Source organism: Bifidobacterium aquikefiri (assembly GCF_002259795.1).
GTDB classification, from domain to species: Bacteria; Actinomycetota; Actinomycetes; order Actinomycetales; family Bifidobacteriaceae; genus Bombiscardovia; species Bombiscardovia aquikefiri.
Map to the genome: position 1 here is coordinate 665,360 of NZ_MWXA01000005.1, position 25,217 is coordinate 690,576.

A 25,217-nucleotide genomic window follows, 5' to 3' on the forward strand; every position below is an offset into this window, starting at 1 on the left:
AATGCACCCCAAGAAAGGCGAACCGCCGCTCATTGTGAACTCAGCACAGTAGAAACCTCAGTTATTGAGGAAATATGGGGACAATTATGCCCAAAAAACAATTTTATACTTCTGCAAGTTCACAATGAACTGGTCAACCCACTTCAGGGGGGTTAGAGCAGACGGCGAATCGAGTATGAGCCGGTAAAAGCGACACTGACAGCAGTCGTTGTGGTTCCCTTTGATGGATTGAGCGCATTAACGACCATGTTGTTGCCAATATAGATACCCGCGTGGGCACTATTGGCAATGATGTCGCCTGGCTGAGCCTCTGCGAGGCTGGCGACTGCAGTGCCGGCAGATGCCTGAGCGCCCGATGAGTGAGGAAGGCTGATACCGAATTGAGCATAGACATACATCACGAAGCCTGAGCAATCCCACCCGCTGGTAGTAGAACCGCCATAAATGTAAGGGACCTGACCGATGAACTGATTGGCATATGACACCAATGCAGCGGCAGTCTTGGCATTCGGAGGAGTTACGGTGAACTGTTCGGTCGTAGTCGTCGAAGTATTCGTAGAGGTACTTGTCGATGTGCGAGCGGAACTACGGCTTGCAGCTTCTGCCTGCTGGGCAGCTGCGGCGGCGGCAACACGTGCCTGCTCCTCTTGCTTGGCCTTTGCAGCAGCGTCCTTTTCGGCTGTGGACTTCGTCTTGGGAACACTCATGGATCCCAAACCGCCCCAATTGCTGTTCTTCTCGACATCGGTCGAGGTTGATTCGGCAAGGAGATTCTTCCTAGGCGCATTCACCTTCGGGAATGAACGTGAGGATGTCACGGCAGTATTAGTTGCAGCCCCCGCAACAGGCGCAGCAAAGGACAACATGGAGCTTGCTGCAGCTGTCGCCACAATAATTGCTATGGATTTCCTAGTTATCTTCATCGAAATGACACATTAGCACACGAAGCTGATCTCTCAAACCCAAGTTCCAAAAAACCAGTGAAATCTACAGCAGCATTGAATAGCTCAAAACAATGAAGAATCCAAAACAACGAAAAATCCAAAGCATCCAAGAAGTGCCCTCAGTGACATGACTCACTGAGAACCCGCGCAAAGCAGCTCAGTAGTGAATGTATTCGAAGTCGTGAACGTTGGCCAACGTTCTGGAATAAGTCTTGCCTGCCATGACTTCGCCTGATTCCGATGTGACGATTGATCCATCGGCATTGATTTTCTCCACGATGGCAACATGCCCATATGCAGTCGAGGAGGCTTCCTGCCCCTGACGGAACACTATAATATCGCCCACATGCCGAGGCGTGTTATCAACCCAATAGCCCAGCGCCTTGGCCGAAGTAGCCCATTGATATGCATTGCCGAAATGTGAGCCGACAGGCAGCCCAAGCTGGTGGCGACGCGTATATACCCACCAGGTGCACTGACTGAATTCATAGGCATTCCCGGTGTCTCCAGTGGCATGATCAGCATTGAATCCGGCCGGAACGACTGACGCATCGGCATCCATCAGATTTGCAACCGTTGAATTCTGAGCCTTGGATCGAGAAAGCTTGGAAACATCGACTTTGTCGTCGCTCATCGCCCAGGAACCGGTGCCGCCATTGGTTGACACCGTCTCCTTATCCAGAGCCGCACGTGATTCGGAACGCGACACATCTTCTTGCGAAGTCCCGTTTGAGGCATCGGTAATCGTTTGTGAGCTGGAGGTCTGTGACGCATGTGCTACCAAGGTCTGATCATTGGGTCCGAGTACAACCATTGCAGTCGCGGCGGTCCCGAACAATGCTGCAAGAGCAGTTCCCGCCATCATCTGAGATTTTCGTGTCTTGCGCCGCGCGGCTTCTCTGAAGGACCGCCTAGTGACCGGCGACATTTGATTGAGACGCGTGGTCACTGCCAATTCGATTTGTGAAAGGTTAAGGGATGAACCAGCAGCAAGTGCCGGAACGAGTTGGGCTGACGAAGACTGGCGTTGTGAGAGCACCCGGGAGGAATGAGATCCGTGCGCCTTGCGGCTGACACCATGGGCTGCGCTATGAGCGGCAGAATGTCTCGAACCGGTAGTTTTTACATTGCGTAAAACTTCGGACGAGGCCTTGCCATGCGAAGCATGTCTCATTGATACAACTCCTGAACGTCTACGAAATAGCTATTGCAACCACCCTGTTGGATGACTCCAATAGATGAGAATACAACTACATTGTGTCGAACGTCCAATCGAAATGGTGTTACGGCAATTGCTGCCGAATGCCTGCAAGGAGACCCTAGACCTTCGAAAATCAAGAAAATGAATACCTTTCCCTCACCTTCCTTCACGTAACATAAGCAAGAAAGTTCTTCCGCGACACGCGGAAAGTCAATCCATCGGTCTGATTAGGGTTGACGGTATGACCAATAACTTGACGATTCCCGAGAAACTTCTGCCAGAAGACGGCCGTTTCGGCTCTGGACCAAGCAAAATCCGTCACGATCAGATGAGCGAGCTGTCTGACGAGTGGAAGACCATTCTTGGTACCTCTCATCGTCAGGCACCGGTGAAGCATATTGTCGCCTCAATCAAGGATGGGCTCTGCGAGCTTTTCAATCTTCCCGATGGCTACGAGATTGCTCTTGGCAATGGCGGTTCAACGGCCTTTTGGGATATGGCCTGCGCATGCTTGATCAGTCGCAGGGCAGCATTTGGCGTCTATGGCTCATTCACGAAGAAATTCGCAGATTGCGCAGCCAATGCTCCATTTCTCGAAAAGCCGGTCGTCTATGAGTCACCAATGGGCACATACACCTTGCCGAAACCTACGGAAGGCGTTGATGCCTATTGCTGGGCACACAATGAAACCTCTACCGGAGTCAATGCACCCGTCAGACGCATCCACGGCTTGCAGACAGCGCCCGAAGGTCTTCCAGAGTCTGCCTTGACCATAGTCGATGGCACCAGCGCTGCTGGCGCGATCGAAATCGATATCTCACAGACCGACGTGTATTACTTCTCACCCCAGAAAGCTTTCGGCTCAGAGGGTGGTATCTGGTTCGCCATTCTTTCCCCTGCGGCAATTGAACGCGCCAGCCAGATCGAGGAGGCGGCGAAGCTGGACGGTGCAACACGCTGGGTTCCTTCGTTCCTGTCTCTGACCAAGGCTTTGAACAATGCCCGCAAGGATCAGACACTCAACACACCTGCCGTTGGCAATTTCATCCTGATGAACAACCAAATCCAATGGCTCAACGACAACGGCGGTCTTGCATGGTCAACCGCTCGATGCAGCAAGTCGGCTTCTCTTATCTACGATTGGGCAGATAGAGTCCCCTACGCACAGCCATTTGTGAAGGATGCCGAATCTCGTTCCCACTCTGTGGCGACCATCGATGTTGACGACATGATCAACGTCGACCAGATTCTCGGCGTACTCCGCCAAAATGGCATCGTTGATGTTTCCGGTTACCGAGGTCTGCACAGAAATCAGCTCCGCATCGGTGTGTTCCCTTCGGTTGAACCTCGCGACGTTGAGGCGTTGCTCAACTGTGTGGACTACGTCGTTGCCCACATGTGAGAAATTCTCATGGCTTTCGAGAACGGGAAAAGCCGAGCAATGCTTTGCGCACTTTGCAAGTATTGCTCGGTTTTTTATCTCTTGGTGTATGCAATTGGTGTATGCAATCATCAGAATGGCGTTGACGCGAAAAGATACGATCCCTGGGAGTCGCGGGAATCCGTTCCCGCTTTGGTGTTCACACCAATTTCGACATGGCCATCCTCAGCGGGAATAAACACCGCCTCGCCCTGGGTCAGCTGCACACACCGCCGGGCAGTCGTGCATTGCAATGAACCTTCCGTGCACAGCAGCACACGCGGGCCATTCGAGGGCAACTGAAGCCGTTGCGGACCATATTTCTGCATGAGCTCGCCATAGCGCTGGATCAGCCTACCGGCAATGGGCCACGCCCCAGAAGCATTGTCGACACGTCCATAGGCAAGCATGTATTCAGAAATCTTTGGGCGATAGGTGATCAGATCTTGGATGGCCAAGGCCGCAAATGCCGAACTTGAAGGATCGATGGGTGCTGCCGGCTGACAATTCAAACTGTGCAAGAGATTCGCAATGTCCTTATGCTTTACAGTCATTCCAGCTCGCAGAACATTATCGGAGTTGGTCATGATTTCGGCAGCAGTACCGTGGATATATGCGTGTGGCAAACCTGCAGGAATATAGACCGACTCGCCTTCTGCCAACTCAACGGGATTCATCATCAATAGGCACAGTACCGAAGCATCCGTCTCGAAAGCCTGCGCAGCCTCGATGGCATTATACAATGCTCCCTGCGATCTTCCCAGTTCAGGAAGATTCTCGAGCGTGTGCCGCAGTGCTGTCTCAAGAGAACCCGCCTCGACTGCAGGTGCCGTTATGGCAACATGAAAGGCGCGAAAAATACGTCTGCGAGAGTCTGGCCATGCAATCGAAGACATGGGCATCATCACATCGCAGGCAGCATATTCCTGTGGGGGTTGTCCAACATGAAAAGTCCGCGCCGTCAACGCATGAACCATGTTGCGGGCGATCGGATGATCGACTGCCCGCAAGAGACGAAGCTGTTCGGCCAGCGGTGCAAAACCGACCGAGGCGGAAAATGGTTCAAGCGCCACCAGCATTTCGTTCTTAGCCAGTGAATCCTTGAACGATCGTTCCGGGGCATCAAGAGCAATGTTCAGATCATTCTCACGATTGAATCCCGCTCGAGCCTCAAAATCCACCGGATGAACCTGAAGTGACAGAGGAATCTCGGCGGAAATGATCTTGAACAGATAGGGCATTACCGGCCCGAACTCCTGTGATGCCTGCTCCCCTACCATCGCAACCGGATCGGCATGAATCTCACTGAGCAGGTCATGCTGCTCACCATTGGACAAGGTCAGAGGTGACGGCGACTGTGGATGACCGCTGAACCACATTTCTGCAAGTCTTGCGTTCCGTTGCTCACCTGGCTGCAGGTGAAACATCGCCTGCAGGCGAGTTTTGGAACCCCAGGCATAATGCTTGGGAACGGCTTCGATTCGATACAACGGCACCCCCCCCTTCCTGCATCATACTAAAGCACGACACCCGTCAAGGTTACCCCGAGATATACACTGAAGGGCATGAAGCTTGCACCAATTTTTTCGCAGAAAGCGCGCAGACCGTCACCGAAGCCGGTTCAAGTTGATTTGCGAAGGATATTTATAATTGGCACCATCGTATGGTTTGCAGCTCTCATTTTCTTTGCCATTCTCGAAATCTGTGGCGTAGATGTCAAGCCTGCCATCGGCGTGAGCGCATCTGGTGTGGCGATAGGCATCATGCTGTTGATTTGGGAATTCTTCAATCGCTGGAATTATCGCAGGCTCGCCGAGTAAGACCACGCAGGTTCACGATGTGCAGCGCATTTCATGCGGCTCAGTGACCTCACTGCTCCGTGTGCTGCGGAGCAAGTGGGAACACCATGCTGAAGGTGCTGCCATGCCCTTGCGAACTCCATAGGGTTGCCGAACCATGGTGTGTAAGTACCACATGCTTTACAATTGCCAGTCCCAGTCCGATGCCTTCGTGCGTGGCATCAGTCTGGTGAGAGCCTCGATAGAATCGTTCGAAAACCTGTCGCTGCTCGTCTTTTGGAATACCAATGCCTTGATCCAACACATGGAGCAAAGCATGCTCGCCATCCTTGCTCTGGGAAACTGCAATGTTGACCGATGAGCCAGATGGCGAATACCCCATGGCGTTCTCAACCAATTTGACGAGTGCTGCCTTGATTTGCTCACTGTCGCCATTGACGATAACTCCCTCGCTGCCACCCACATGAAGCGCAATATGCGCAGCTTCGGCTTTGCTCGCGAGCTGCCCGGCAACATCGCGGGCAAGCTGAAGAAGGTTGATTCTATTTTTTGCACTGGCGACAATCGGCTCCTGAACCTTCATCAGCAGCATCAAATCAGAAACCATATGCTCAAGGTGAGCGCAATGCTTGCGTACCAGCTCTGCATCCCTACGAACCTCTGGACTTGAACTCTTGGCGTGTTCAAGATCAAGCGCCAGTTGAGACAATGCAGATGTAGGCTTCTGCAGCTGTTCGGAGACATTTTCAATGAAGGAGTCTCGCGTTTGGGCAAATCGTATCGTTTCACTGACATCTGCCAGCAGTACGACCACAAAGTCACGATTGATCCTGCCCACGGTTATTTTCAACCAGTTAGGGCGCGAAGTCGTTTGAAGTTCATCGGCATTGCCGGCATTCGAAGCTGTGCGTTCCTGTGCCAGCGATCCCCTCTGCACATCTTTAGCAGGAAAGGCGGAGTCGATCAGAACCTCGGTTGCACCCATGAATTCCTGTGGGGTCTGAGTTTCCAAGTCAAACTTGGTCTTGCCACCGGACTGTCGAATGCGCTCTATGGCTTCGAGGACCTGTGGCTGCACTATTTCGTCATTCGCAACGATACCAAGCATATACGCCTGAGGACTGGATCTGACGACCTCGTTCTGCCGATCTACGACAATTGACGCATTGGGCAGCATGGAGAGCAATGCTGCAGTAGATTCATCGAGATCATCGGATTCCTCTGAGGAATCCTCATAGTCGTCTGATTTGCTCAGCCTTCGCCATGTAAACACTTTCATAAGATGCTTCACCAATGCATTCATCACCGAATTCCCCTCGAAATGCCGTTGAATCCAGAAACCATGCATATTCGAGATTGCAATTCCAAACTGCTCGAAACTATGTCATGAATGCTGGGCACACACAGTTTACATGATATCTGCGTGCCTCACATATGAACACAAGGCGAACTTCTGGTGTCATTTGTTGAAGCGTGTGGCAATATATGCCGCTAGACTAATAGACTTAAGAGGGAGAATCAGAATCCAGGAAGGCATACGAAATGCGCGTAATTTTCAACGAGGAGCTTGCACAAGTCTCCGACGACCTCGACCACATGGTACAGGATGTTCGGAAGGCTATTAATGGCGCCGGAGATGCGCTTCTTAAATCGGACATTGAGGCAGCCCAAACAGTCATTGATGGCGACATAGAAATCGATGCCCTTGAATCGAGCATCATCGAACAGTGCATCAGATTGCTGGCGAAGCAAAGCCCAGTTGCCACCGATCTACGTGTGATCGTATCTACACTCAGACTCGCGGCAACCTTTGAACGCATGGGCGACTTGGCCCGCCATATTGCAGAGACCGCTCGTAGAACCTATCCACAACCAACCCTGCCTCCTGAGTGCACCGAGCTGTTCACCCAGATGCAGGAATTCCTCATCATGACAGCCGATCGCCTGGTGAAGATGATGTCAGATCGCAGTGCAACGACTGCCGAGCAGATCATCATCGATGACGACAAACTTGATGAGCTTCATCATCAGACCTTTGATCTGGCACTTGCCGAAGATTGGTCTGGTTCGAAGCAGCAGGTCATTGATCTCATTCTGATAGCTCGCTTCATGGAGCGCCTTGGGGACCACGCCGTTTCAGCAGCTCGTCGCGTTGTCTATATCGTCTCGGGCTTCGATCCAAGCAAGGAACCGGAAACTACAACCGATCAAGATCCTGATTAAAGCGGCTTTTCGGTCATCACGCCCCTTTGTCATCTCGAGCGTTCCCTTTTTGTCATCACGAGCGGAGGCGTAGCCGTAGTCGAGAGATCTCACCCTTTGGAATCAACCAGTGGAGATCTCTCGACTACGGCGCTACGCGCCTCCGCTCGAGATGACAAAAGGGGAACGCACGAAACGATGAAAAGGGAACGCACGAAACGATGAAAAATCCTCCAGAAATGGCTTCTGGAGGATTTTTTGTGAGTGCCTAGATATACCAGCCCTGCATCTGCGTAACGCTGCTTACTTCTGACCTTGCGCTGCAACGGCTGCAGCACCTGCAGCCGCAGCTGCTGGGTCAAGATATTCACCGCGAGGCTTGATTGGCTTGAAGTTGTCATCAAGTTCGTACAGCAACGGAATGGCGGTAGGAATATTGACCTTGGAAATCTCCTCTTCACTCAGACCGTCGAGCATCTTGACGATTGCACGGAGTGAATTGCCATGGGCGGCAATCAATACCGTCTTCCCTGCCTTGAGCTCAGGAATGATTTCGCTCTTCCAATACGGTGTCACTCGCTCAACAACGTTTGCGAGTGCCTCGGTCTTAGGAACCGGCTCGCCCGCATAGCGTGGATCACCTTCCTGTGAAAACTCGTCATCAGGATCGATCTCTGGTGGCGGAGTGCCGTAGGAACGACGCCAGGTCATGAACTGCTCATCGCCGTACTTTTCACGAATCTGGCTCTTGTCCTTGCCCTGCAAGGCACCATAATGACGCTCGTTGAGTCTCCAAGAACGCTTCACTGGAATCCAGAGGCGGTCCGCAGCATCCAACGCATAGTTTGCTGTGTTGATTGCCCTTCTCAACAGTGAAGTGAAGACAATGTCAGGAAGAACGTCGCGCTTGGCAAGAAGTTCGCCACCATTCTTCGCCTCTTCGACACCCTGCTCGGTCAGAGGAACATCGACCCAGCCTGTGAATTGATTGGTTTTATTCCATGCGCTCTGGCCATGCCGGAGCAGAACTAGTTTGTATGTCATACCTCGCTATTGTAAAGGGACACTTTGACCGTCAGACTGCATGGACAACGGTGCTTCCCTACAACAATTCCAGCATGGTGACAACGTGCACGGCGGCGTAACTTAGCAGTATGAAGCCGCTGAATGCCAAGGCTTTGCCGAATTTATGCGGATTGGAACCATGCAGAGTGCGCACCGCAATCGTCGCACACGCCACATTCAGTAGCGCGAGCATTGCAACGAGCCACCACAGACCACCGGCAAGTATCGAGATAACCGCAAAGAAGATAACCGTTGCAACTGGAATCACCAGCATCAGATACACCGAACGTTGGGCCCACGTGTGTCCTAGCCTGGAGGCCAGAGTACGTTTGCCCGAGATCAGATCATCGTCGATGTCACGAATGTTGTTGACCATGAGCATCACACTGGAAAGCAACCCGGTATTGATTGCGCCAAGAATCCCCATCCGGTCCACTGCTCCGGCAAGCAGATATTGCGTGCCCAGCGTTGCTGCGATTCCAAAGAAGAGAAAGACCGAAAGCTCACCAAGCCCAATGTATCCGTATGGATGCTTGCCACCCGTATAGAACCAGCACGCTGCCAAGCAGGCTAGGCCAACGGCAAGAAACCAGTAATGGCCGGTCAGCACGATGGCGATTATGCCCGCAATTGCAGCAATCAACGCTGAAATTGCTGCTGCGGCAAGGACATATTTGGGTGTGACACCGCTGGCAACAAGGCGCTGAGGCTTGTCACTGGCCTGTTCGTCACCGCTACGCTCGTTGTCACTTCCACGAACGCCATCGGAATAATCGTTCGCAAAATTCACGGCGATCTGAAAGAACAGCGCCACCACTATGCACGCCACGGCAACGAACCAGAAACGACCCATCGCCTGTTGATACATCTGTTCGTTCACCACGCATTGATGCGGCTTCGGATAGATGTCGACGCAGGTGAGCAGTTTGTGGAATACAGGGATGACCGAGGCGATGCCGACAAACACCGGCGCTATGCTCGCTGGAAGGGTGCGTGGACGAAATGCCTGCACCCAGAGCGAACGGGTGCCGAGATTCCTGATGGTATCAGTGTGCGATGCCGTAGTATCTGCCTGCCCTGTGCTATCTTCCGGCTTTGTCATGTTCACCCCGTCTTGCCCCTCTTCAGCGCAAGCTGAACGCGTTCGTTATGATCGACTGCTCAGTTTAGCGGCTTGACCAATGGGAAGGTAATGGTTTCACGGATTGTTGCACCTGTGAGCGCAATCAGCAGACGATCAATGCCCATGCCCATGCCGCCTGCAGGAGGCATACCCACACCGAGCGCCTCCAGGAAGTCCTCATCAATGTCCATCGCCTCGACATCGCCAGCCAAGGCCATTTTTGCCTGCTCGACGAAGCGTTGACGCTGCACCACCGGATCGTTCAATTCGGAGTATCCGGTAGCAAGCTCAAAACCGCGCACATATAGATCCCATTTCTCGACAACTCCCGGGATGCTACGGTGCGACTTGACCAATGGAGAGGTCTCAACCGGGAAATCACGAACAAATGTTGGCTCATAGAGCTTGTCTTGCCAGAAGTGTTCCCACAGATGCTCGACCAGCTTGCCATGATTCTCGGCCGTCTCCTGTTCCAGACCCAGCTTGTCTGCAATCTTGCGAAGATGCTCGACGCTCGTTTCGGGAGTGATCTCTTCGCCAAGAGCCTCGGAAAGGGAACCATACATCGTCATGGACTTCCACTGGCCGCCGAAATCATAAGGCGTGCCGTCTTGCAGTGTCACCTGCGTTGAGCCAAAGGCTTCCTTGGCGGTGGTCTGAATGAGTTCCTTGACCAAAGCGCCGATGGTGTCGTAGGTTCCGTATGACTGATATGCCTCAACCATGGTGAATTCTGGTGCGTGAGTGCCGTCTACGCCCTCATTTCTGAAGTCTCGATTGATTTCGAACACGCGCTCAATGCCACCGACAAGGCAGCGCTTCAGGAAGAGTTCAGGTGCAATGCGAAGGAATAGATTAATGTCGAAGGCATTCATGTGTGTCGTGAATGGTCGGGCTGCCGCTCCACCGTGCACCGTTTGCAGCATGGGCGTTTCGACTTCCAAAAAATCATGGCGGTCGAAGGTGCGCCGTAGCGATGCGACTGCAGCTGAACGTCTGCGAACCATGTCGCGCATGCGTTCATCGGCAATCATGCCGATGTATGGCTTGCGTGTGCGCTGTTCTTCGTTCAGATCCTTATGCAGCGCCGGCAGTGGCTGCAATGCCTTTGCAGCTATTGCCCAATCCGTTGCAAACACGGAGAGTTCGCCGGTCTTGGAAGCGACGACACGACCACGAACGTAGAGATGGTCGCCCAAATCGGCAAGCTGCTTGAAACGCTTCAAGGATTCAGCACCGACTTCGCGTTTGGAGATCATGCCCTGCAACGTGGTTCCATCGCCTGCTGAAAGCTTCACGAAGCACAGTCCGCCACCGTTGCGGATGAACAGGGCGCGCCCCGCAACGCCAACAACGTCTTCCGTTTCTTCACCTGGCTTGAGCGTGCCATCATATTTCTTGCGAACAGCCTCGATGGTGTCGGTAACATCGAGATGCACCGGGTAGGGCTCAATGCCTTCCTTGATCATCAACGCGCGCTTTGCCACGCGCATCTGCACTTGCTCAGGGTGAGCCTGTGCACCAAATTCCTTGTTAGTCGGATCAATGGCCGCGTCAAGATCCTGACCGCCATCGATATTGTCGCGAATTGCCTCATCCTGTTTGAGAAGGAGCTCGGCACGCTCTACCGTTGTCATTGGCTGTTCGGCTTGTTCTGCCTCTATGCCCATCGAAACGTTCGCCGTTGTACCTGCTGCGTCTGTTATATTCATTGCTTCCTGCGTTGCACCCTCATGCTTGCCAGCCTCATGGACTGGTATGGAATCGCTGTTCTGAGTCATACGGCCATATTGTAACGAGCAGAGTGTACGTCAAGCGATATGTGTTCTTAAGCCCTTACCCTCTGGTCGCCGCATGAACTTCGTGCATCTTGGAAGGTTTACACCATCACCGTTCATCTGCAATCGCACTCGAGTTGATGTTTGGGCATGCGTCGGTGTAACATCTGACGAGTTGTACGGGGTATAGCGCAGCTTGGTAGCGCGCTTCGTTCGGGACGAAGAGGCCGGGGGTTCAAATCCCCCTACCCCGACAATATGCGGTTTCATGCTTCGGCATGAGGCCGCTTTTTTCTTGGTATTTCTAGTGCTATTGCACCATTAACAGCTTTTCGCACACACCTCACAATGTGCCTTAAACATGCTTGATATATATTAGATAGCACATACTTTGGGACATACTAAGGAACACTTGATGCCACGGAAAAAGAGCCATAGAAACGCCTGGGGAACAGTCGTTGCACGGTATCGTCGCGGCACCGATATTCAGGTCGGCTGGATTGCACGCTACGTATCCCCATTACAGGGCGATGGCAGTGTCAACCGGAACTTCCCTCTTGAGTCCAAGGCTCAGGCATTCTCATGGCTGGATGCAGAGCATGAGCTGGTTAAGCTTCATGAACGCGGTGAACGGGAGTGGCTTCGCCCCTCTCAAAGGAAGAAGGCCAAGGAGCGGAGCAATGTGCTGTTTGATAACTATGCGGATCAGTGGATAGCCAGTTATCAGACGAAAAATGGCAAGCCCCTTCGAGGTACCAGCAGGCGAAAGCTGCTTGTAGACATTCAACATCTCAAGGATTCTTTTGGACAAATGAAAGTCACAGATATTCACACTTCGGATATCAGGAAATGGCTGGATAATTGTCCGCTCAATGGCGACTATGCCCGCTACCATGCATATAAAACCATGCGGGCAATCATGAGCGCGGCCGCAGCACCGGGAATTGACGGCGAAGCTGCAATCATTGATCAATCTCCCTGCACGATGCCTATATCACGCCCAGAGTCTAAGCAATCGAAGATCGACCCGCCAACCCCAGAACAGCTGAGGACGATCTACGAGAACATGCCCGATTACACGCGCATCTCCGTGTATCTTTCAGCAACCGCAGGCGGTATGAGAGAGAGTGAGGTGTGCGCTCTGCAACGACGTGATATTGATTTGAAAAACCATGTCCTGCATATTCGCCATAGCATCAACCGAGGCGCTTCGGACAGAGGGGAACTGCGTATCGATGACCCCAAGACTAAAAACAGCATAAGGGACGTCGTGATTCCGGAAAGACTGATCCCAATGCTTGAGGAACATCTGAACTTATTCACCGCGAATAACCCCAGTGCAATGGTGCTTCAATCCAAAACAAGCAACATAGTGCCCCGCACCCTGCTGTACAAGCACTTCAAAGAGGCAGCCATCAAGGCTAAACGACCGGACTTGCACTTTCATACTCTCCGTGCCGCTGCAACTACGAACCTTGTTCTATCAGGCGGAACACTCGCCGAGGTAATGCAGTTTGCAGGACATTCAGATTCGAAGACTGCTGTTGAAAAATATCAAAGAGTTCTCGGCGAACATAAACGAAAGGTTGCTGACAACCTTGGGGAACGACTAATCACAACACCCAGGAATAAAGCCGAAATCAATCGAGAAATAGAGCACCTGCAATCACAAATTAAGCTCCTCAACGAGAGAATAAAACAACTTAGCAAAGAGCTAGAAAACAAAGATTAAAAGGTATCTTCATCATCAAGACTTTCCTCATATCGAGACCCAAAATCCCTCTCCCATTGATTATATTGTTCTTGCAATTCTGGCGTTATAAGTTTTTTGTCCTTAGCGGTTTTTCTTATATTTTTAATTCTGAGTTCAACTCTATGGAAGCGTTCTCGCTCTTCTCCAGGAATAATGACATTCACCTTCTCGAGTTGATCGTAAAGATCTTTAACTTCGGCTAGATATGTTTCACAAGTATTGTTATAGGCAAGCGCTCCGAATAGAGAACGCTCTTCATCATGAGAATATGATTCTTCTTCAATCTTCCCAGATACAAAATCATCAAATTCACGCATTGCCCGGAGCAAACTTAATCTGTATGTCAAATATCGGTTAAAGACGCTATAGATGCCAATGAGGTTATCGAGTGGTTTAGCTGTTGGGAATTCCAAATCCTTAACAAGAAATAGTCGGGACACGCTGTAGTTCGTCATTCCTCGAAATACAGGGTTGTCCGAGGGCAACAGAGGTTGCTCAAGATCACATATCAGGGCTAACGGGGATATGCTGAGACCCTTCGCCAGCTGAACTATCTCATCGAGTTTTGTGACTTTGCGTCGACCATTCTCGATATTTGCAATTATCGAACGAGACAGAGTGCTCGACTTGAAATTTGTTTGGATCTTATCGGCTAACTCCTCACCGCTTAAATTCAATGCTTTGCGGTATCTCTGAAGTCTTGTTCCAAACGACGACACGCCGATTTCTTCTTGATTTTCCGTCATTTTCTGAGTGCTCATGGTGCAACTATAGCACTAACAGCACAAATTAATATATTCTGTGCTAGTCTAAAAACATCACAAATACTCAGTAATTGTGATAAAACCCATACCGGTTGCAGCCGGTATGGGTGGCTAGCATTACCAACCTCTCAGGGAGGAAACACCATGAAACAGTCTACCGAATCAAATGTGCACATTACAGGCATTCCAGAAACTTTGACTAAAGAACAAGCAGGAACCCAGCTTCATTGCTCTCTTCAGACTTTAGATCGCATGATTGCAGATGGAAAACTTCGAGCCTACAAAATCGGACGCCGCAAAGTTCTTATCAACGCCGATGACATACGCCTGTTCTTTGCGAAACCGTCAAACTTTCGAGTTCTCGACTAAGAATCGGGACTCAAAAATGAAACATTACAAAATAGTGCGTCTTGCCCGCAAGGGTGAGCGGTGGCGTCCGGCCACGATGTCGGATGTGATCGTGGAGCGTGGCGAGTATGTGGGCGATGGCCGGCCAGTCGGTCCATGCGGCTACGAGTTCGAACCGTTGTACTGGTCTCGATTGAAGGTGCATGAATGAGTCTTGACATTGATTGTAGACCAGCACAGAAAGCGGTAGCGGACCAGCTCATGAACAACATCGATATGCAGGCGGCACAGGCCAAGACTGCGAATCAGGTTGCGGCGATCCGTCTGGATTCCTTCGACGTGATCGAACCTCACCTGCTGGAACCTTGGCTGATCCTCGGCATGGGCACCACGCTCTACTCCGGCGACAACGGGATCGGCAAGTCGGCAACAGCCCTGTGGACCGCCGCCAGAGTCACCAAGGGCATTTGCTCCGGTGAACTGCAAGAGCCGTCGAACGTGCTGCTGCTCCTGAGCGAGGATGCGCCAGGAATCATCCGTCCCAAGCTCGAAGCATTGCACGCCGACATGAGTCGTGTCTATGTCGTCGTCTGCACCCAGCCAGGCGAAACAGCTACAGAGGGGACCACCTACCTGCAACTGCCCAGACAGGGCAAGGAACTCGAAGTCCTGATCGCCACCCACCATGTCAGGCTCATGATCCTCGACGCGCTCGCTGACTGCTTCGAACATCCCGACATCAACAAGACCGAGAACGTCGCCCCCGTGCTCACGTTCCTCAACCACCTCAGCTCCAAATACGGGATGGCCGTCATCGGGATTCATCATACGAACAAGAATCTGCTTGACGGTGCGAAGAACGCAGTTCGCGGTTCCAAGGCGTTCACGGACAAGTCACGCCAGGTGGTCAGCTTCATCAAGACCGATGACGCCTACGGCTTCCAGGTCACCAAGAGCAACTTCATGGAAGGCGCACCAGGATGGCATTACACGCTCGAATCGGCACCGACCTCCACCCCTGGAAAGACGACCGGCATCATCTCCACGCCCGTTCCAGACGATGATCTCGATGTTGACAGGGAGATGAGAAAGTCCGCGAACCTGGGCGATGGCCGGCAATCCTCGGCAGGCGAGGTCATCGACTGGCTCACCGACTACCTGCGCGAAGGAGCCGCACCATTCAATGACATCTGGGCGGCGGCCAAGGAGGAAGGATACAGCAAAGTGCAGTTGCGCAACGCACAGCACCGAGCCTCGAATCCTTGCATCGAATCCATTGCCGATCCGACTTATTCGGGACGCGGACAACGCAGAATATGGCGTCTGTCGAATAGTGTTCATCCTTCTCCCGATACTCAGATGAACACTAATGAACACAAATCGGAAACCGTTGCGGCAGTAGGGGAAACGATTAGTAATCGATTAGTGTTCACTTCTGACACGAACACTAATGAACACAAATCATTTTCCCTGCATCTGGAACGGCTCGAACCCGATCAGGCGGATGGCATCATCGAAACCTGGGAAAAGATGCTCGACAGCCAGGGTGATGGTGCGCTCGATGCCAAGATTCCGCGCATGAGCGGCGAGACCCTGGAAATGCTCACACAACACGGTGGCCTGCTCAAACAGCTCGCGGACCGTGAATTCCAACGTCGCGCCGACAGTTTCACACCGGCATCGTGAAGCGAACCGTTCTGACACACTTCCCCACCTATGGGGTTCGTAGGCAAAACAAAGCCCCGATGTTAAGGGCATCAGGGCATGTAATAAGGATCAAAAATGAGTAATCAATCCACCATCGATTATAGCAACCCCTCATTAACCGCACTCTCCAAGGAATATGGGATGCAGTTGCGTGAACTCTCCCGCGAGATCGGGTTCCGCAAGGAATACCAGATCAGCCCCTATGCCACCAGCACCAACGAGTACGGTCTGAGCGTGATCCGTGCGGACCGGCATGGCAACGTCACCTATGACGGGGAGCTCATGCACGGCACCCTCGAGCAGACCAGGCAGGCCATCAGTCTTCTCCTGCAACTCGGTCACATTCTCGACACGGTCCGCGCCATGAAGGGACAGGACGATGCACGCTGAAACCGAGACCATACGACAACAACAATCTCAGGCGGACGAACCCACCGTGTTCCACTACATCAGCAATAAGGATATCGAATCTGACGTTCCTTCCGTCGCCTTGTGTGGGGAGGAGGTTCGTTCTGGTGCAGATCGCATCATTCGGCCAAGAGGTCATAGCTCATGGATCGTATGCCCAATCTGCGAGTTCATTCACTCCATGAGTGATGACGAGCCACGGCTCGAGCAATGGCTTCAAGGCATCGAGCAGTTGGAGAAGAACGGGAAGGGGACCAGCCATGAGTGAGCTTTGGGGCACTTTGGCCGAGCTGTGGTTTCTGCTGTTCGGTCCCTTAGTGGGCTACTGGCTTCGAGGAATCATCGAACATAATCAGAGGAAGGAACAGCATGACACCGAGCGAACTCGCCCACAACGTCATTGAACCGGATATTGACTGGAAGGCCATGTCCCGCAAATGGGAGCTCCGAGCCAAGCAGAATCGTGAGGCATGGCAGAAGGAGCGGGCAAGAAGCCAGAATCTCGCTAGAAGGATCGAATCAATTTTGAAGGAGTTTGAGCATGAACAGATCAGATGATCTCGAACAGGCCGCCGAGGATCGTGACTGGGTTGCGGCCAAGATAATCGCGGCACGGCTCTTGAGCTGGTGGGTGTCGAATCTTGCCGAGGGCATCCATGAGAACGCACCGTTCAAGACGTTCGGAATGCCGCAAATCGCGTCGCAGCATGGCCGTGAACTGATCGCGCAATGCCTTTCCGCGGCGGCCCGCGACTGCCAGAACGAGGAACAGGCCACCGTCGCCGGCAAGTCGATGACCGTCAGCCAGGCAGCGCGGCGGCTGGGTCTCGAACCACGCAATCTCACACAGACAACCAACAATCGGGGAGAATCAGATGAATGAAGAACCAGCGAACCAGGAACCAGCCGACCGGACGGAAAAAGCAGGGGATGCAGCAACCCCTTCCCCTGACGATACTTCCGCACGGCAGGAAACCCCCAGCAGCAAGGAAGCACGCTACCGCATCCGTGCCAGGGAAGCGGAATCACAGGTGCAGACGTTGCGTCAGAGCCTTACCGCAGCACGGCGCGCCATGCTCAACAATGCCAGCGCCAACGGGCATGTGATCGACCCGAAGGCCGCCAGAGACCTCTACGAGGGAATGGATGAGAGCGCAGTCGATGCACTGTTCACCGAGCAGAGCGCTGTAGACGCTGACAGGTTCGACGCCTTCATCGCCAGCCAGATCGAGGAGAAGCCCTATCTCAGGGATGCCCGGCCACAGGCACCGATCGCATTCGGCGTGGACCATCAGCCGGAACCCCGCAGGGGCAACGCTTGGAGCCAGGCATTCGGACAAGGGCAGTGATATACTTGCTGTAAAAGATGCGTAGGGACCGTGCCCTGAAACATCAGACAGCAGTAGGCGGACGGAGTCCGCAGCAGAACCGGTCCGGGACCGCTCTGATATGAGAACCAATCATGTTAGGGCGGTCTTTTGCATACCCACCCGGAAAGCAGCAACAATGTCATTCACCACAACCGAACAAAAGGGCCTCTACCCCGATCTCACATTCCCCTACACCGACGCCGTGCCGGACGCGCTCATCGTCAACCCCGCCATCGCCACCGTCGCCGGAATCATCGAAGGAGACAAGCCCCAGATCCGAGTACCCTACGTCAAGACCGACCCGACCAGCGGATTCACCGCGGAGGGCAGCGAGATCGCAGACGGCGGCGGCGTACTCGACGAAGTGCTGGTAACCACCGGCAAGATCGCCACCATCGTCACCCAGTCCAACGAGTCAGCCACATTCAGCACAGCATCCCAGCTCATCGCAAGCGGCGTGTCACGAAGCATCACCACCAGCGCCAACGGCGCATTCCTCACCAACCCAGCAGCAAGCACCCTCGGCTCGACCGGCCTGCTCAACACCACAGGAATGCTCACCCCAGACGCGGCCGCCCTCGCCGACATCATCGACCTGATCGCCGACACCAGAGCACAGATCGAAACCAACGGCGGCACACCCACCGCAATCCTCGTATCGCCTTTGGTAGAGGCAGCACTGCGCAAGCTCAAGGACGCCACGGGCGGCACATACATTCTCGGCAACCCAAGCCAGAACAACGCGCTGAGCATCTTCGCGCTGCCAGTCATCGCCAACAAATCCATCACCGCGAACACACTGCTCATCGACAGCGCAGCCGAAGTCGTCGCAGCAGTCGGCAACATCAACGTCGCCTCATCAACAGACGCAGCCTTCACCAGCGACAGCATCGTACGCCGAGCCACATGGAGAATCGGACACAACGTCATCCACCCAGACAGACTCGCCAAACTCACCATCACAGCAGCATAAGCCAACAGCAGGAACAGCAGAAGCAGTGCAAGACCAACACTCTACGCTGCTTCTGTTTCACTATTCCAAAACCCGTCAGGCCAACAATCCCAACACTCAAAACACCCAGGGGAGGTCCACCAACCCCCACGCGCTAGGCCCCCCACAGTGCAAAGAGCCAAAATCTCCCCACATTTTTTTCCACAAACCATAAACGACAAGCACCCGACTGGCTACACCCAACTCGACTGGCACCACAGTGACGCAACCGACAAAAGAACATGCAAGAAATGTAGGTCAGATAACTAGACTTGCAGGTTTACATGAACTACTCATCATTTAGCAATAGTATGTATCTATGTCTAAAGCTCATGGAACCACCAGTCTCAACAATCAATCACGCATAAAACTCTTTTGCGAGGTTTTTGAATCCGACCGGATGATAATTGATGAATTGCAGTACCCAGACAAGGTTCATGCAATGGGCCCTGACCATCCTGAGGAATATGCGAGATTGCTGGTCGTAGCGATGCTACTGCGCAAATATTTTCAAACTGATGAAAACGTGAAAATTACTTCAGTGATTAATTCAATGAATAGAAGTTTACCTTGTAAAAAGCCACCTGAAATTAAGAAGATAATTACCTGTCTCTTACAATATGCCCCCCGTTGGAAGAAACCTCCAAAGAACGGAATCGTCTTCCAAATTGAAGGACAAGCGCCACAATTCCCAGCAGATTTATTGACAGATATGCTGTACGGAAACGCAATGCACGGCGACCTTGCAAAAGCTGAAAGAATAAGGAACTTCCCACTTACCTCACGCTGCGTCGCACTAAACGAAACCAACCAAATCCGCTTTCTTGGTGTCAAAGGAGTCTATGAGATCATAGAACAATGGAGAACAAAAAAGATCCTCGACTTCTAGCATCACAGCTCGTCTCATAGTCAGGAGCCGTAACAGAATAATCAAAAGACTCAGAGTCAGGTGTAACTTCTGGTAACACCTCGGTTTGTTCAGGTGTTAGGTTCCTAACACCTTCTATATCTTTTGAAACCGTGTAGTTGCTTACTCCGACGATTGGTGCGATGGCTCGTTGCTCAGGTGTTCCATTTGGAACAGCTGATGATTCAATGTCACGGTGCACTGTTCCAATACCAACTCCGACGATTGGTGCGATGGCTCGGGTGCTCATGCTGCGATCTATACACAAAGATATCAATTACTACTCATAACCTTTAGATGCAAGCTCAATAGAGCATACCTAATGACATACATTCTTTAGAATCGTTATAGCAGTATGCCTTTGATACATTTCTTCAAATCCCCCTACCCCGACTGTACAACCGGAGCCGTTGATATTCAGCGGTTCCGGTTTTTTATTATCGCCATCATTGGTGTCACCACTCGTGTCACTATTCGGGGTTACAGCCCCCGCTTTTTTGTCTATAGCCCCCATATTGCGGCATCATCATGCATCGCAGGGGCCACGAGAGCAGGAACGACACGGTGTCGATGCTCGCCATCCCCACATCCCTTGTCACCTCGACCATCCCCACCTCCCTTGTCATCTCGAGCGAGCGCAGCGAGTCGAGAGATCTCACCCTTGCAAGCATCAACAGCCAAGATCCCTCGACTCGCTCCGCTCGCTCGGGATGACGGGAGAGGAACATGACATCAGCTGGAACGAATTACACGCCCGCACACCAGCGGAAAAGCATCCTCTAGAATGGTATTGAGAAGGGCAAGGAGGCCTGGCATGGGGGAAACGTTCAACGTTAATGAATTCTTGGAGCATTTGGACAAGGAATTCGCTCGTAAGGCAGACTCTGCTGAAATCGCATCATATCTTGATGCTTCGCTTGCCGCGGCTCGCCAATCCCACGATCAAGGCGGCGAACTCACGGTATTGAATGAGATGATTGGCTTCAATCGCTCTCGTGCGTTGCACGACGCCAACGCATCGGTTATTCCTACAGCCTTGAAACTCGCTGAATCATTGAATATCGCGGGAACGCCAGCGGGGGTTGCCACACTCATCAATGCCGCAACAGGATATCGCGCGGCTGGCGATCTTCCACATGCTGAGTCAATGTATCGCAAAGCTTTGGCTGAGAACACAAGACTCAAGCAACCGAATATACGAGAGACTGCGGCCTTGCACAATAATCTTTCGATGCTCTACAGCGACATGCATGAGTTTTCCAAGGCAGAAACAGAGCTTGAGACAGCGCTCCAACTCCTCACCGACATGCAAAGCAGCGAATCAGTATCCATCAACAGAAAGAATGCCGATTCAGACCTTCATATAGCCAAGAAGGGTACGCGTGAGCAGAAAGAGATGGATTCCCTCAACGTCGACCTTGCCTCGACTCATACCAATCTTGCACTCGTACTCCTCGCGCAGGATCGAGTTGACGATGCCAGCACTCATTCACTCAAAGCTCTCAGCATCTATGAGCTTGGCAATCTCACCGATCGAGCGCACTATGCTTCTGCGCTTGCATGCCAGGGACAGGTGTTCTTCCGTCAGGGTCACTATGCACGAAGCGTTGAACATTATCACCACGCGCTTGACCTTATCGAAACGCGATTTGGCAAGACAAGCTACTATTACAAAACTACAAAAAGCAACCTGATTCAGGCACAAGCCAAGCTTGAGCACACCCCTGGCGGCAATGCCCCACAACATCGAATCACTGGCCTGGAATTATCGAGGGCATATTGGGAAGAATTCGGTAAGTCCCTGATTCACGACCGGTTTGCAGACTATGAATCTCATATTGCAGTCGGTCTCGTTGGTCATGGATCGCAATGCTTCGGATTCGACGACGAGCTCTCTGAGGATCATGACTTCGCGCCTGGTTTCTGTGTGTGGCTCACCCAGAAGGATTATGCACAATTCGGAGCATCCTTGCAGAATGAATACGATAGGCTTCCGAAATCCTTCATGGGGTTCGGCCCCGATACGACGAGTGTTCGCGCTCACGGTATGAACAAGCGCTATGGCATCTTTTCGATTGGTGATTTTTTTGAATCCATCACCGGATTACCCGAAGCCCCTGGCCAAGATGAATTCCCCCTGTGGCTTTCACTCAGCGAGGCTACCCTGGCAACCGCCACGAACGGCGAAGTGTTCGCAGATCCTTTAGGAGCGTTTTCAAAGACGAGGCAAGGTTTCACTTTCATGCCCGACGATGTGCGGCTCTCGCTTATTTCTCGACGGCTCGGCATGATGGCGCAGACAGGGCAATATAACGTTGAACGCATGGCCAGGCGCAATGACTGGCCAGCGGTATGGCTTTCGGTCTGCGAGTTCGTGAAAGCCTGCTCATCATGTATTTTTCTTGTCAACAATCCCGTCAGCGCCGGATATGTACCGTATTATAAGTGGAACTTTGCTGCACTGCGCAGACTTGCTGCACGGATGGGGATGGTGCTTCGCGATGTGCCTGCACAGCTCGAACAGCTCATTGCGGCATCTTCGAAGCTGTCTGCCCATACCACCGCGAGCCAGCTTTCCGCAGGGAGAGCCATCGAACCGCTGACTTCAATAATCGATTCAATTTGCCGAGAAGTTGTCACCGAACTGCGACGTCAGGGCTTGACGACTTCATCTGAAACATTTCTTGAGTGGCAGCGCCCATTCATCGAGGCGAACATTACCAGCAGGGAGACATGTCTACGGAGTTTGTGAGTTGGACACGACGAGATTAGGACATGTGTCATCAATCAGTCATCAATCAGTCATAACTCAATGGAACATGAACGAAAAGAAGGGGAACATTATGGACAGGCACAACAACGTTGAACACATGAGTGATCTGCGACAAGACCCTACCGGATCAGCTGCAACCACGACCACTCCTCACCGTGCTTTCATGCCTACACACCCACATCATCAGGCCAAAGCTGCCGATGCGTTCACCAGTCTGGTCGATCATGTTGTGCAACAGGAATGGGATCAGTTCCAAGATGTGCATAACGAAGGAGGAAGAGCCGCATGCCAGGGAAACTGGCCGGTATTCCATCAGATGCGCGCCAGCCAATTCCTGACATGGAGCATGCCTCTGCTGCAGAGCTATTCCGATGACTTGAATTACGCGGAAGAATCGGGAAGGAATCTGCTCAGTGAAAAATATGGGCGCATGATGGTATCAACGGCACCTGAGCAATTTGCCGAAAGCATTGCTCCCTATCTTGCAACATTAAGCGCGGATCGCATTGCGCAGCAGGAGAGAATAATCGCAACCCAGATTGCCTGGGTCATCGAATTTCGTCACGCTTATCCCAAGCTTGGCCAGGCAATGCGGCTCATCCACACGAGTGAAGATTCTCAATATGCAACATCATTCGAAACATACTTGCGAGGAGAATTGAGCACCTATTCCGCTCGCACTCTGGATTACTACGAGGCTCTGATCGCCAGCTGCAAGCGCAACAATCTCAATCTCACACAAGAAACCGTCGAAAAAACGGTACAGCTGGGAGGTTATAAGGATTTGGAAGAAGCTGAAGCATCGCAATAGTCGCTGTGATGTGAAAGCTTCTCGCCATGCTACGCAAGGCGATTGCCAAGGGTTTGGAGATTTTCGACTGGTGGAGTCTTCGCTTCGTCAGGAGTCTCATTAAAGTAGTGAGAGTGTTTGAAACCAAGCAGCATCAGCCGAAAACTCCAGGACAATTGAGAGTTGCCACCTTCTGCGCCTATGTGGTCATCACTCTGGTGACTTGTATTGTGCTTGGACTCATGGGGACACTTATGGCTCCTCATTGGCAGATTCAGACAAACACGACTCACATTAAAGTCCAGTCCAGGAATACTTCGATTGCGTCCTCGCTGGCGATTCCCGCCCATGAAGGCACATATCGGATAAAGGAGACGCCGATTGAGGTGAGACTCACGTCTAAGGTCACCATTCGTGCGCTCATTCGTGAACCGATTGGTGCTCCGGAAAACCGGCCGGCTTGTCTGCTCATCCAGGGCGCAGGTACGGGCAAGTCGTCACAGGTGTATGGGGATCTGGCATCTTCGATGGCCTCCGCTGGCATCACCACTCTGGTACCGGACAAACGTATGGATGACTACACGATTTTTCATCGGAACTATGTTTCGATGGCTCACGACTACGGCACTTCGTTTAACATTTTGAAGCATTGGTCCGGTGTCGATGAGAATAAGGTGGGCCTGTATGCAGAATCTGAAGGCACGTGGATTTCATCAATCATGACGGCAGAGCGTAAGGATGTTGCCTTTACTATCCTTACCTCTCCGCCCGTGTATTCGGGTCGTCAGCAGATGGCGATTGCCGCTACATCGTATTTCGAGACTGCCGGTGCTCCTCTTGCTCTTACACAGGACATTCCCAGGCTGACTGCGTTGAATTTTTCTGTGCTGGGGTTAGATTATGCAGACTTTGATTCTCTTCAATACATTTCACATCTCACCCAGCCGACGCTGATCAATTATGGCACTCGCGACCTCTCCATGCCCATCGAGCAAGGAGCGACAACCGTGATATCCAAAGCAAAGGCCAACAACAACCGTAACGTGACGGTTCGCTATTACGATGCAAACCATCAGATGCGCGTCGGCGACAATATGGCACTTCCCAATCTTCCGCTCGCCGTTGGATATACGCAGAACCTGGATGATTGGATCAATGGCATTGCCTCTGGAACATCCGCACAGGAATGGAAGACGCCAATGGTTGCAGGATTCCAGCCGCATCAACGGTATGCGGTGCCGTCGCATACCACGGCTGGCTTGGTTACCTCGCTTGGTCAGCTCTTTGCGCTGATGCTCTTCGGCACGGGACTGTGCGTCATTGCATTCCTGCTGGGCTTGCTTCGATCCATCGGAAGATCGATTCGAAAACATGGGAACAAAGGCCGGCTCTTGCATTCGCAGCACAGCATTCCTGTAAGCACGAACTTTTCGCGCGCTTCCGTTGCTTCGATGTGGATTACTGGTCTCCTGAGCATCGCCTCAACCTTGGGAATCTTGGGTTACGTGATTGTAGTGGTGTCTCAGGCGCTTACCTTGCAACGAGATACAGAGTTTCTGAGTTCGCTGTGGATTGTTCTTCGAGTGGCTTCAATTGTGGTGATTTTGGCCTTCTCATGGTTGTGCACACAATTCTTGAATCCGCTGCTGGTTCGGCTCACTGGGCGCGAAGGCAACCAACCGGACGAAATTTCGCATGTTTTCAACGGTTTGCAACGAATCATCATGCTATGTGTGCTCTGTGGGTCGGCGCTGCTGATGGGTTCTCTGGCTTTCTGGGGACTATATTGAATTCATTGTGAACTCATGAAAGTAGATAAGCCTCTAAATCATTGTTTTGTGGGTGATATGAGGCCAAATTTGGGCTTGTATACT

At 52.2% G+C, this 25,217-nt stretch carries 26 protein-coding genes and 1 tRNA gene; 19 read left to right on the forward strand and 8 right to left on the reverse strand.

Translation table 11 applies throughout. The features are described from left to right. Nucleotides 1-152 precede the first annotated feature (152 nt). Both BAQU_RS06730 and BAQU_RS06735 read right to left on the reverse strand, forming a co-directional pair. Nucleotides 153-923 (reverse strand): C40 family peptidase, encoded by a 771-nt coding sequence (locus BAQU_RS06730; protein ID WP_094693809.1) that lies wholly within the window; start codon nucleotides 921-923, stop codon nucleotides 153-155. Between the two features lie 178 nt (nucleotides 924-1,101). Beyond that, complete coding sequence (locus tag BAQU_RS06735) at nucleotides 1,102-2,118, reverse strand: CHAP domain-containing protein (protein ID WP_094693811.1); 1,017 nt, start codon at nucleotides 2,116-2,118, stop codon at nucleotides 1,102-1,104. A 268-nt stretch (nucleotides 2,119-2,386) separates the two neighbouring features. Between BAQU_RS06735 and serC the strand changes: the two genes are divergently transcribed. Further along, nucleotides 2,387-3,547, forward strand: a complete 1,161-nt coding sequence (gene serC / locus BAQU_RS06740) for a phosphoserine transaminase (RefSeq protein WP_094693813.1) — start codon at nucleotides 2,387-2,389, stop codon at nucleotides 3,545-3,547. A gap of 110 nt (nucleotides 3,548-3,657) precedes the next feature. On the opposite strand, the gene manA is transcribed toward serC, so the two are convergent. Further along, entirely contained in the window at nucleotides 3,658-5,055 is a 1,398-nt protein-coding gene (gene manA, locus BAQU_RS06745; protein ID WP_094694111.1) for a mannose-6-phosphate isomerase, class I, read from the reverse strand. A gap of 75 nt (nucleotides 5,056-5,130) precedes the next feature. On the opposite strand from manA, the gene BAQU_RS06750 reads away from it, so the two are divergent. Further along, a complete protein-coding gene (locus BAQU_RS06750; RefSeq protein ID WP_094693815.1) occupies nucleotides 5,131-5,385 on the forward strand; it encodes a DUF2530 domain-containing protein in 255 nt (84 codons plus the stop codon). Nucleotides 5,386-5,434: 49 nt separating this feature from the next. On the opposite strand, the gene BAQU_RS06755 is transcribed toward BAQU_RS06750, so the two are convergent. Continuing rightward, nucleotides 5,435-6,667: a sensor histidine kinase gene (locus tag BAQU_RS06755; RefSeq protein WP_244568458.1), complete on the reverse strand. Its 1,233-nt coding sequence runs from the start codon at nucleotides 6,665-6,667 to the stop codon at nucleotides 5,435-5,437. A gap of 239 nt (nucleotides 6,668-6,906) precedes the next feature. Here BAQU_RS06755 and phoU point away from each other — a divergent pair, with 239 nt between their 5' ends. Continuing rightward, nucleotides 6,907-7,587 (forward strand): phosphate signaling complex protein PhoU, encoded by a 681-nt coding sequence (gene phoU / locus BAQU_RS06760; protein WP_094693817.1) that lies wholly within the window; start codon nucleotides 6,907-6,909, stop codon nucleotides 7,585-7,587. A gap of 282 nt (nucleotides 7,588-7,869) precedes the next feature. Here phoU and BAQU_RS06765 read toward each other — a convergent pair whose 3' ends face one another. Genes BAQU_RS06765 through lysS form a run of 3 tightly spaced genes read right to left on the reverse strand, consistent with a single transcriptional unit; the run spans nucleotide 7,870 to nucleotide 11,424 of the window. Next, on the reverse strand, nucleotides 7,870-8,610 hold the full coding sequence (locus BAQU_RS06765; protein WP_094693819.1) for a phosphoglyceromutase: 741 nt from the start codon (nucleotides 8,608-8,610) through the stop codon (nucleotides 7,870-7,872). A 58-nt stretch (nucleotides 8,611-8,668) separates the two neighbouring features. After that, nucleotides 8,669-9,733: a 1,4-dihydroxy-2-naphthoate octaprenyltransferase gene (gene menA, locus BAQU_RS06770; protein WP_094693821.1), complete on the reverse strand. Its 1,065-nt coding sequence runs from the start codon at nucleotides 9,731-9,733 to the stop codon at nucleotides 8,669-8,671. Nucleotides 9,734-9,792: 59 nt separating this feature from the next. Further along, nucleotides 9,793-11,424, reverse strand: coding sequence for a lysine--tRNA ligase (gene lysS / locus BAQU_RS06775; protein WP_211277136.1), 1,632 nt, complete (start codon nucleotides 11,422-11,424; stop codon nucleotides 9,793-9,795). 288 nt (nucleotides 11,425-11,712) lie between these two features. Between lysS and BAQU_RS06780 the strand changes: the two genes are divergently transcribed. Continuing rightward, nucleotides 11,713-11,786 (forward strand) — tRNA-Pro (locus BAQU_RS06780). Nucleotides 11,787-12,214: 428 nt separating this feature from the next. After that, nucleotides 12,215-13,264, forward strand: a complete 1,050-nt coding sequence (locus BAQU_RS06785) for a tyrosine-type recombinase/integrase (protein WP_158215660.1) — start codon at nucleotides 12,215-12,217, stop codon at nucleotides 13,262-13,264. On the opposite strand, the gene BAQU_RS06790 is transcribed toward BAQU_RS06785, so the two are convergent. Next, nucleotides 13,261-14,046: a helix-turn-helix domain-containing protein gene (locus tag BAQU_RS06790; RefSeq protein ID WP_094693825.1), complete on the reverse strand. Its 786-nt coding sequence runs from the start codon at nucleotides 14,044-14,046 to the stop codon at nucleotides 13,261-13,263. The genes BAQU_RS06785 and BAQU_RS06790 overlap by 4 nt on opposite strands. Nucleotides 14,047-14,193: 147 nt before the next feature. On the opposite strand from BAQU_RS06790, the gene BAQU_RS06795 reads away from it, so the two are divergent. The 14 genes from BAQU_RS06795 (at nucleotide 14,194) to BAQU_RS06855 (ending at nucleotide 25,133) form a co-directional block, all read left to right on the forward strand. Then, complete coding sequence (locus tag BAQU_RS06795; protein WP_094693827.1) at nucleotides 14,194-14,418, forward strand: excisionase family DNA-binding protein; 225 nt, start codon at nucleotides 14,194-14,196, stop codon at nucleotides 14,416-14,418. 16 nt (nucleotides 14,419-14,434) lie between these two features. Continuing rightward, entirely contained in the window at nucleotides 14,435-14,608 is a 174-nt protein-coding gene (locus BAQU_RS10450; protein WP_158215661.1) for a hypothetical protein, read from the forward strand. Continuing rightward, complete coding sequence (locus BAQU_RS06800) at nucleotides 14,605-16,083, forward strand: AAA family ATPase (protein WP_094693829.1); 1,479 nt, start codon at nucleotides 14,605-14,607, stop codon at nucleotides 16,081-16,083. The genes BAQU_RS10450 and BAQU_RS06800 overlap by 4 nt, the downstream gene beginning before the upstream one ends. A 96-nt stretch (nucleotides 16,084-16,179) precedes the next feature. Beyond that, a complete protein-coding gene (locus BAQU_RS06805; protein WP_143241975.1) occupies nucleotides 16,180-16,494 on the forward strand; it encodes a hypothetical protein in 315 nt (104 codons plus the stop codon). Further along, complete coding sequence (locus BAQU_RS06810) at nucleotides 16,484-16,780, forward strand: hypothetical protein (protein WP_094693833.1); 297 nt, start codon at nucleotides 16,484-16,486, stop codon at nucleotides 16,778-16,780. The genes BAQU_RS06805 and BAQU_RS06810 overlap by 11 nt, the downstream gene beginning before the upstream one ends. A 101-nt stretch (nucleotides 16,781-16,881) precedes the next feature. Further along, nucleotides 16,882-17,070, forward strand: a complete 189-nt coding sequence (locus BAQU_RS06815; RefSeq protein ID WP_094693835.1) for a hypothetical protein — start codon at nucleotides 16,882-16,884, stop codon at nucleotides 17,068-17,070. Further along, on the forward strand, nucleotides 17,054-17,395 hold the full coding sequence (locus BAQU_RS06820) for a hypothetical protein (RefSeq protein WP_094693837.1): 342 nt from the start codon (nucleotides 17,054-17,056) through the stop codon (nucleotides 17,393-17,395). The genes BAQU_RS06815 and BAQU_RS06820 overlap by 17 nt, the downstream gene beginning before the upstream one ends. Then, nucleotides 17,388-17,861 carry a hypothetical protein gene (locus BAQU_RS06825; RefSeq protein ID WP_094693839.1) on the forward strand — a complete coding sequence of 158 codons (474 nt, stop codon included), beginning with the start codon at nucleotides 17,388-17,390 and terminating at the stop codon, nucleotides 17,859-17,861. The genes BAQU_RS06820 and BAQU_RS06825 overlap by 8 nt, the downstream gene beginning before the upstream one ends. A gap of 157 nt (nucleotides 17,862-18,018) precedes the next feature. Next, the gene (locus tag BAQU_RS06830) at nucleotides 18,019-18,855 is read left to right on the forward strand and encodes a phage major capsid protein (protein WP_158215662.1); all 837 of its coding nucleotides are present in this window, start codon (nucleotides 18,019-18,021) and stop codon (nucleotides 18,853-18,855) included. A 337-nt stretch (nucleotides 18,856-19,192) separates the two neighbouring features. Beyond that, nucleotides 19,193-19,762 carry a hypothetical protein gene (locus BAQU_RS06835; RefSeq protein WP_094693843.1) on the forward strand — a complete coding sequence of 190 codons (570 nt, stop codon included), beginning with the start codon at nucleotides 19,193-19,195 and terminating at the stop codon, nucleotides 19,760-19,762. 546 nt (nucleotides 19,763-20,308) lie between these two features. Continuing rightward, nucleotides 20,309-20,494 (forward strand): hypothetical protein, encoded by a 186-nt coding sequence (locus BAQU_RS10455; protein ID WP_158215663.1) that lies wholly within the window; start codon nucleotides 20,309-20,311, stop codon nucleotides 20,492-20,494. A gap of 100 nt (nucleotides 20,495-20,594) precedes the next feature. Further along, nucleotides 20,595-22,532, forward strand: a complete 1,938-nt coding sequence (locus tag BAQU_RS06845) for a DUF4037 domain-containing protein (protein WP_094693847.1) — start codon at nucleotides 20,595-20,597, stop codon at nucleotides 22,530-22,532. Nucleotides 22,533-22,716: 184 nt separating this feature from the next. Further along, on the forward strand, nucleotides 22,717-23,364 hold the full coding sequence (locus tag BAQU_RS06850; protein WP_094694117.1) for a DUF4125 family protein: 648 nt from the start codon (nucleotides 22,717-22,719) through the stop codon (nucleotides 23,362-23,364). Nucleotides 23,365-23,390: 26 nt separating this feature from the next. Then, the gene (locus BAQU_RS06855) at nucleotides 23,391-25,133 is read left to right on the forward strand and encodes an alpha/beta hydrolase family protein (protein ID WP_094693849.1); all 1,743 of its coding nucleotides are present in this window, start codon (nucleotides 23,391-23,393) and stop codon (nucleotides 25,131-25,133) included. The last annotated feature ends 84 nt before the right edge of the window (nucleotides 25,134-25,217 follow it).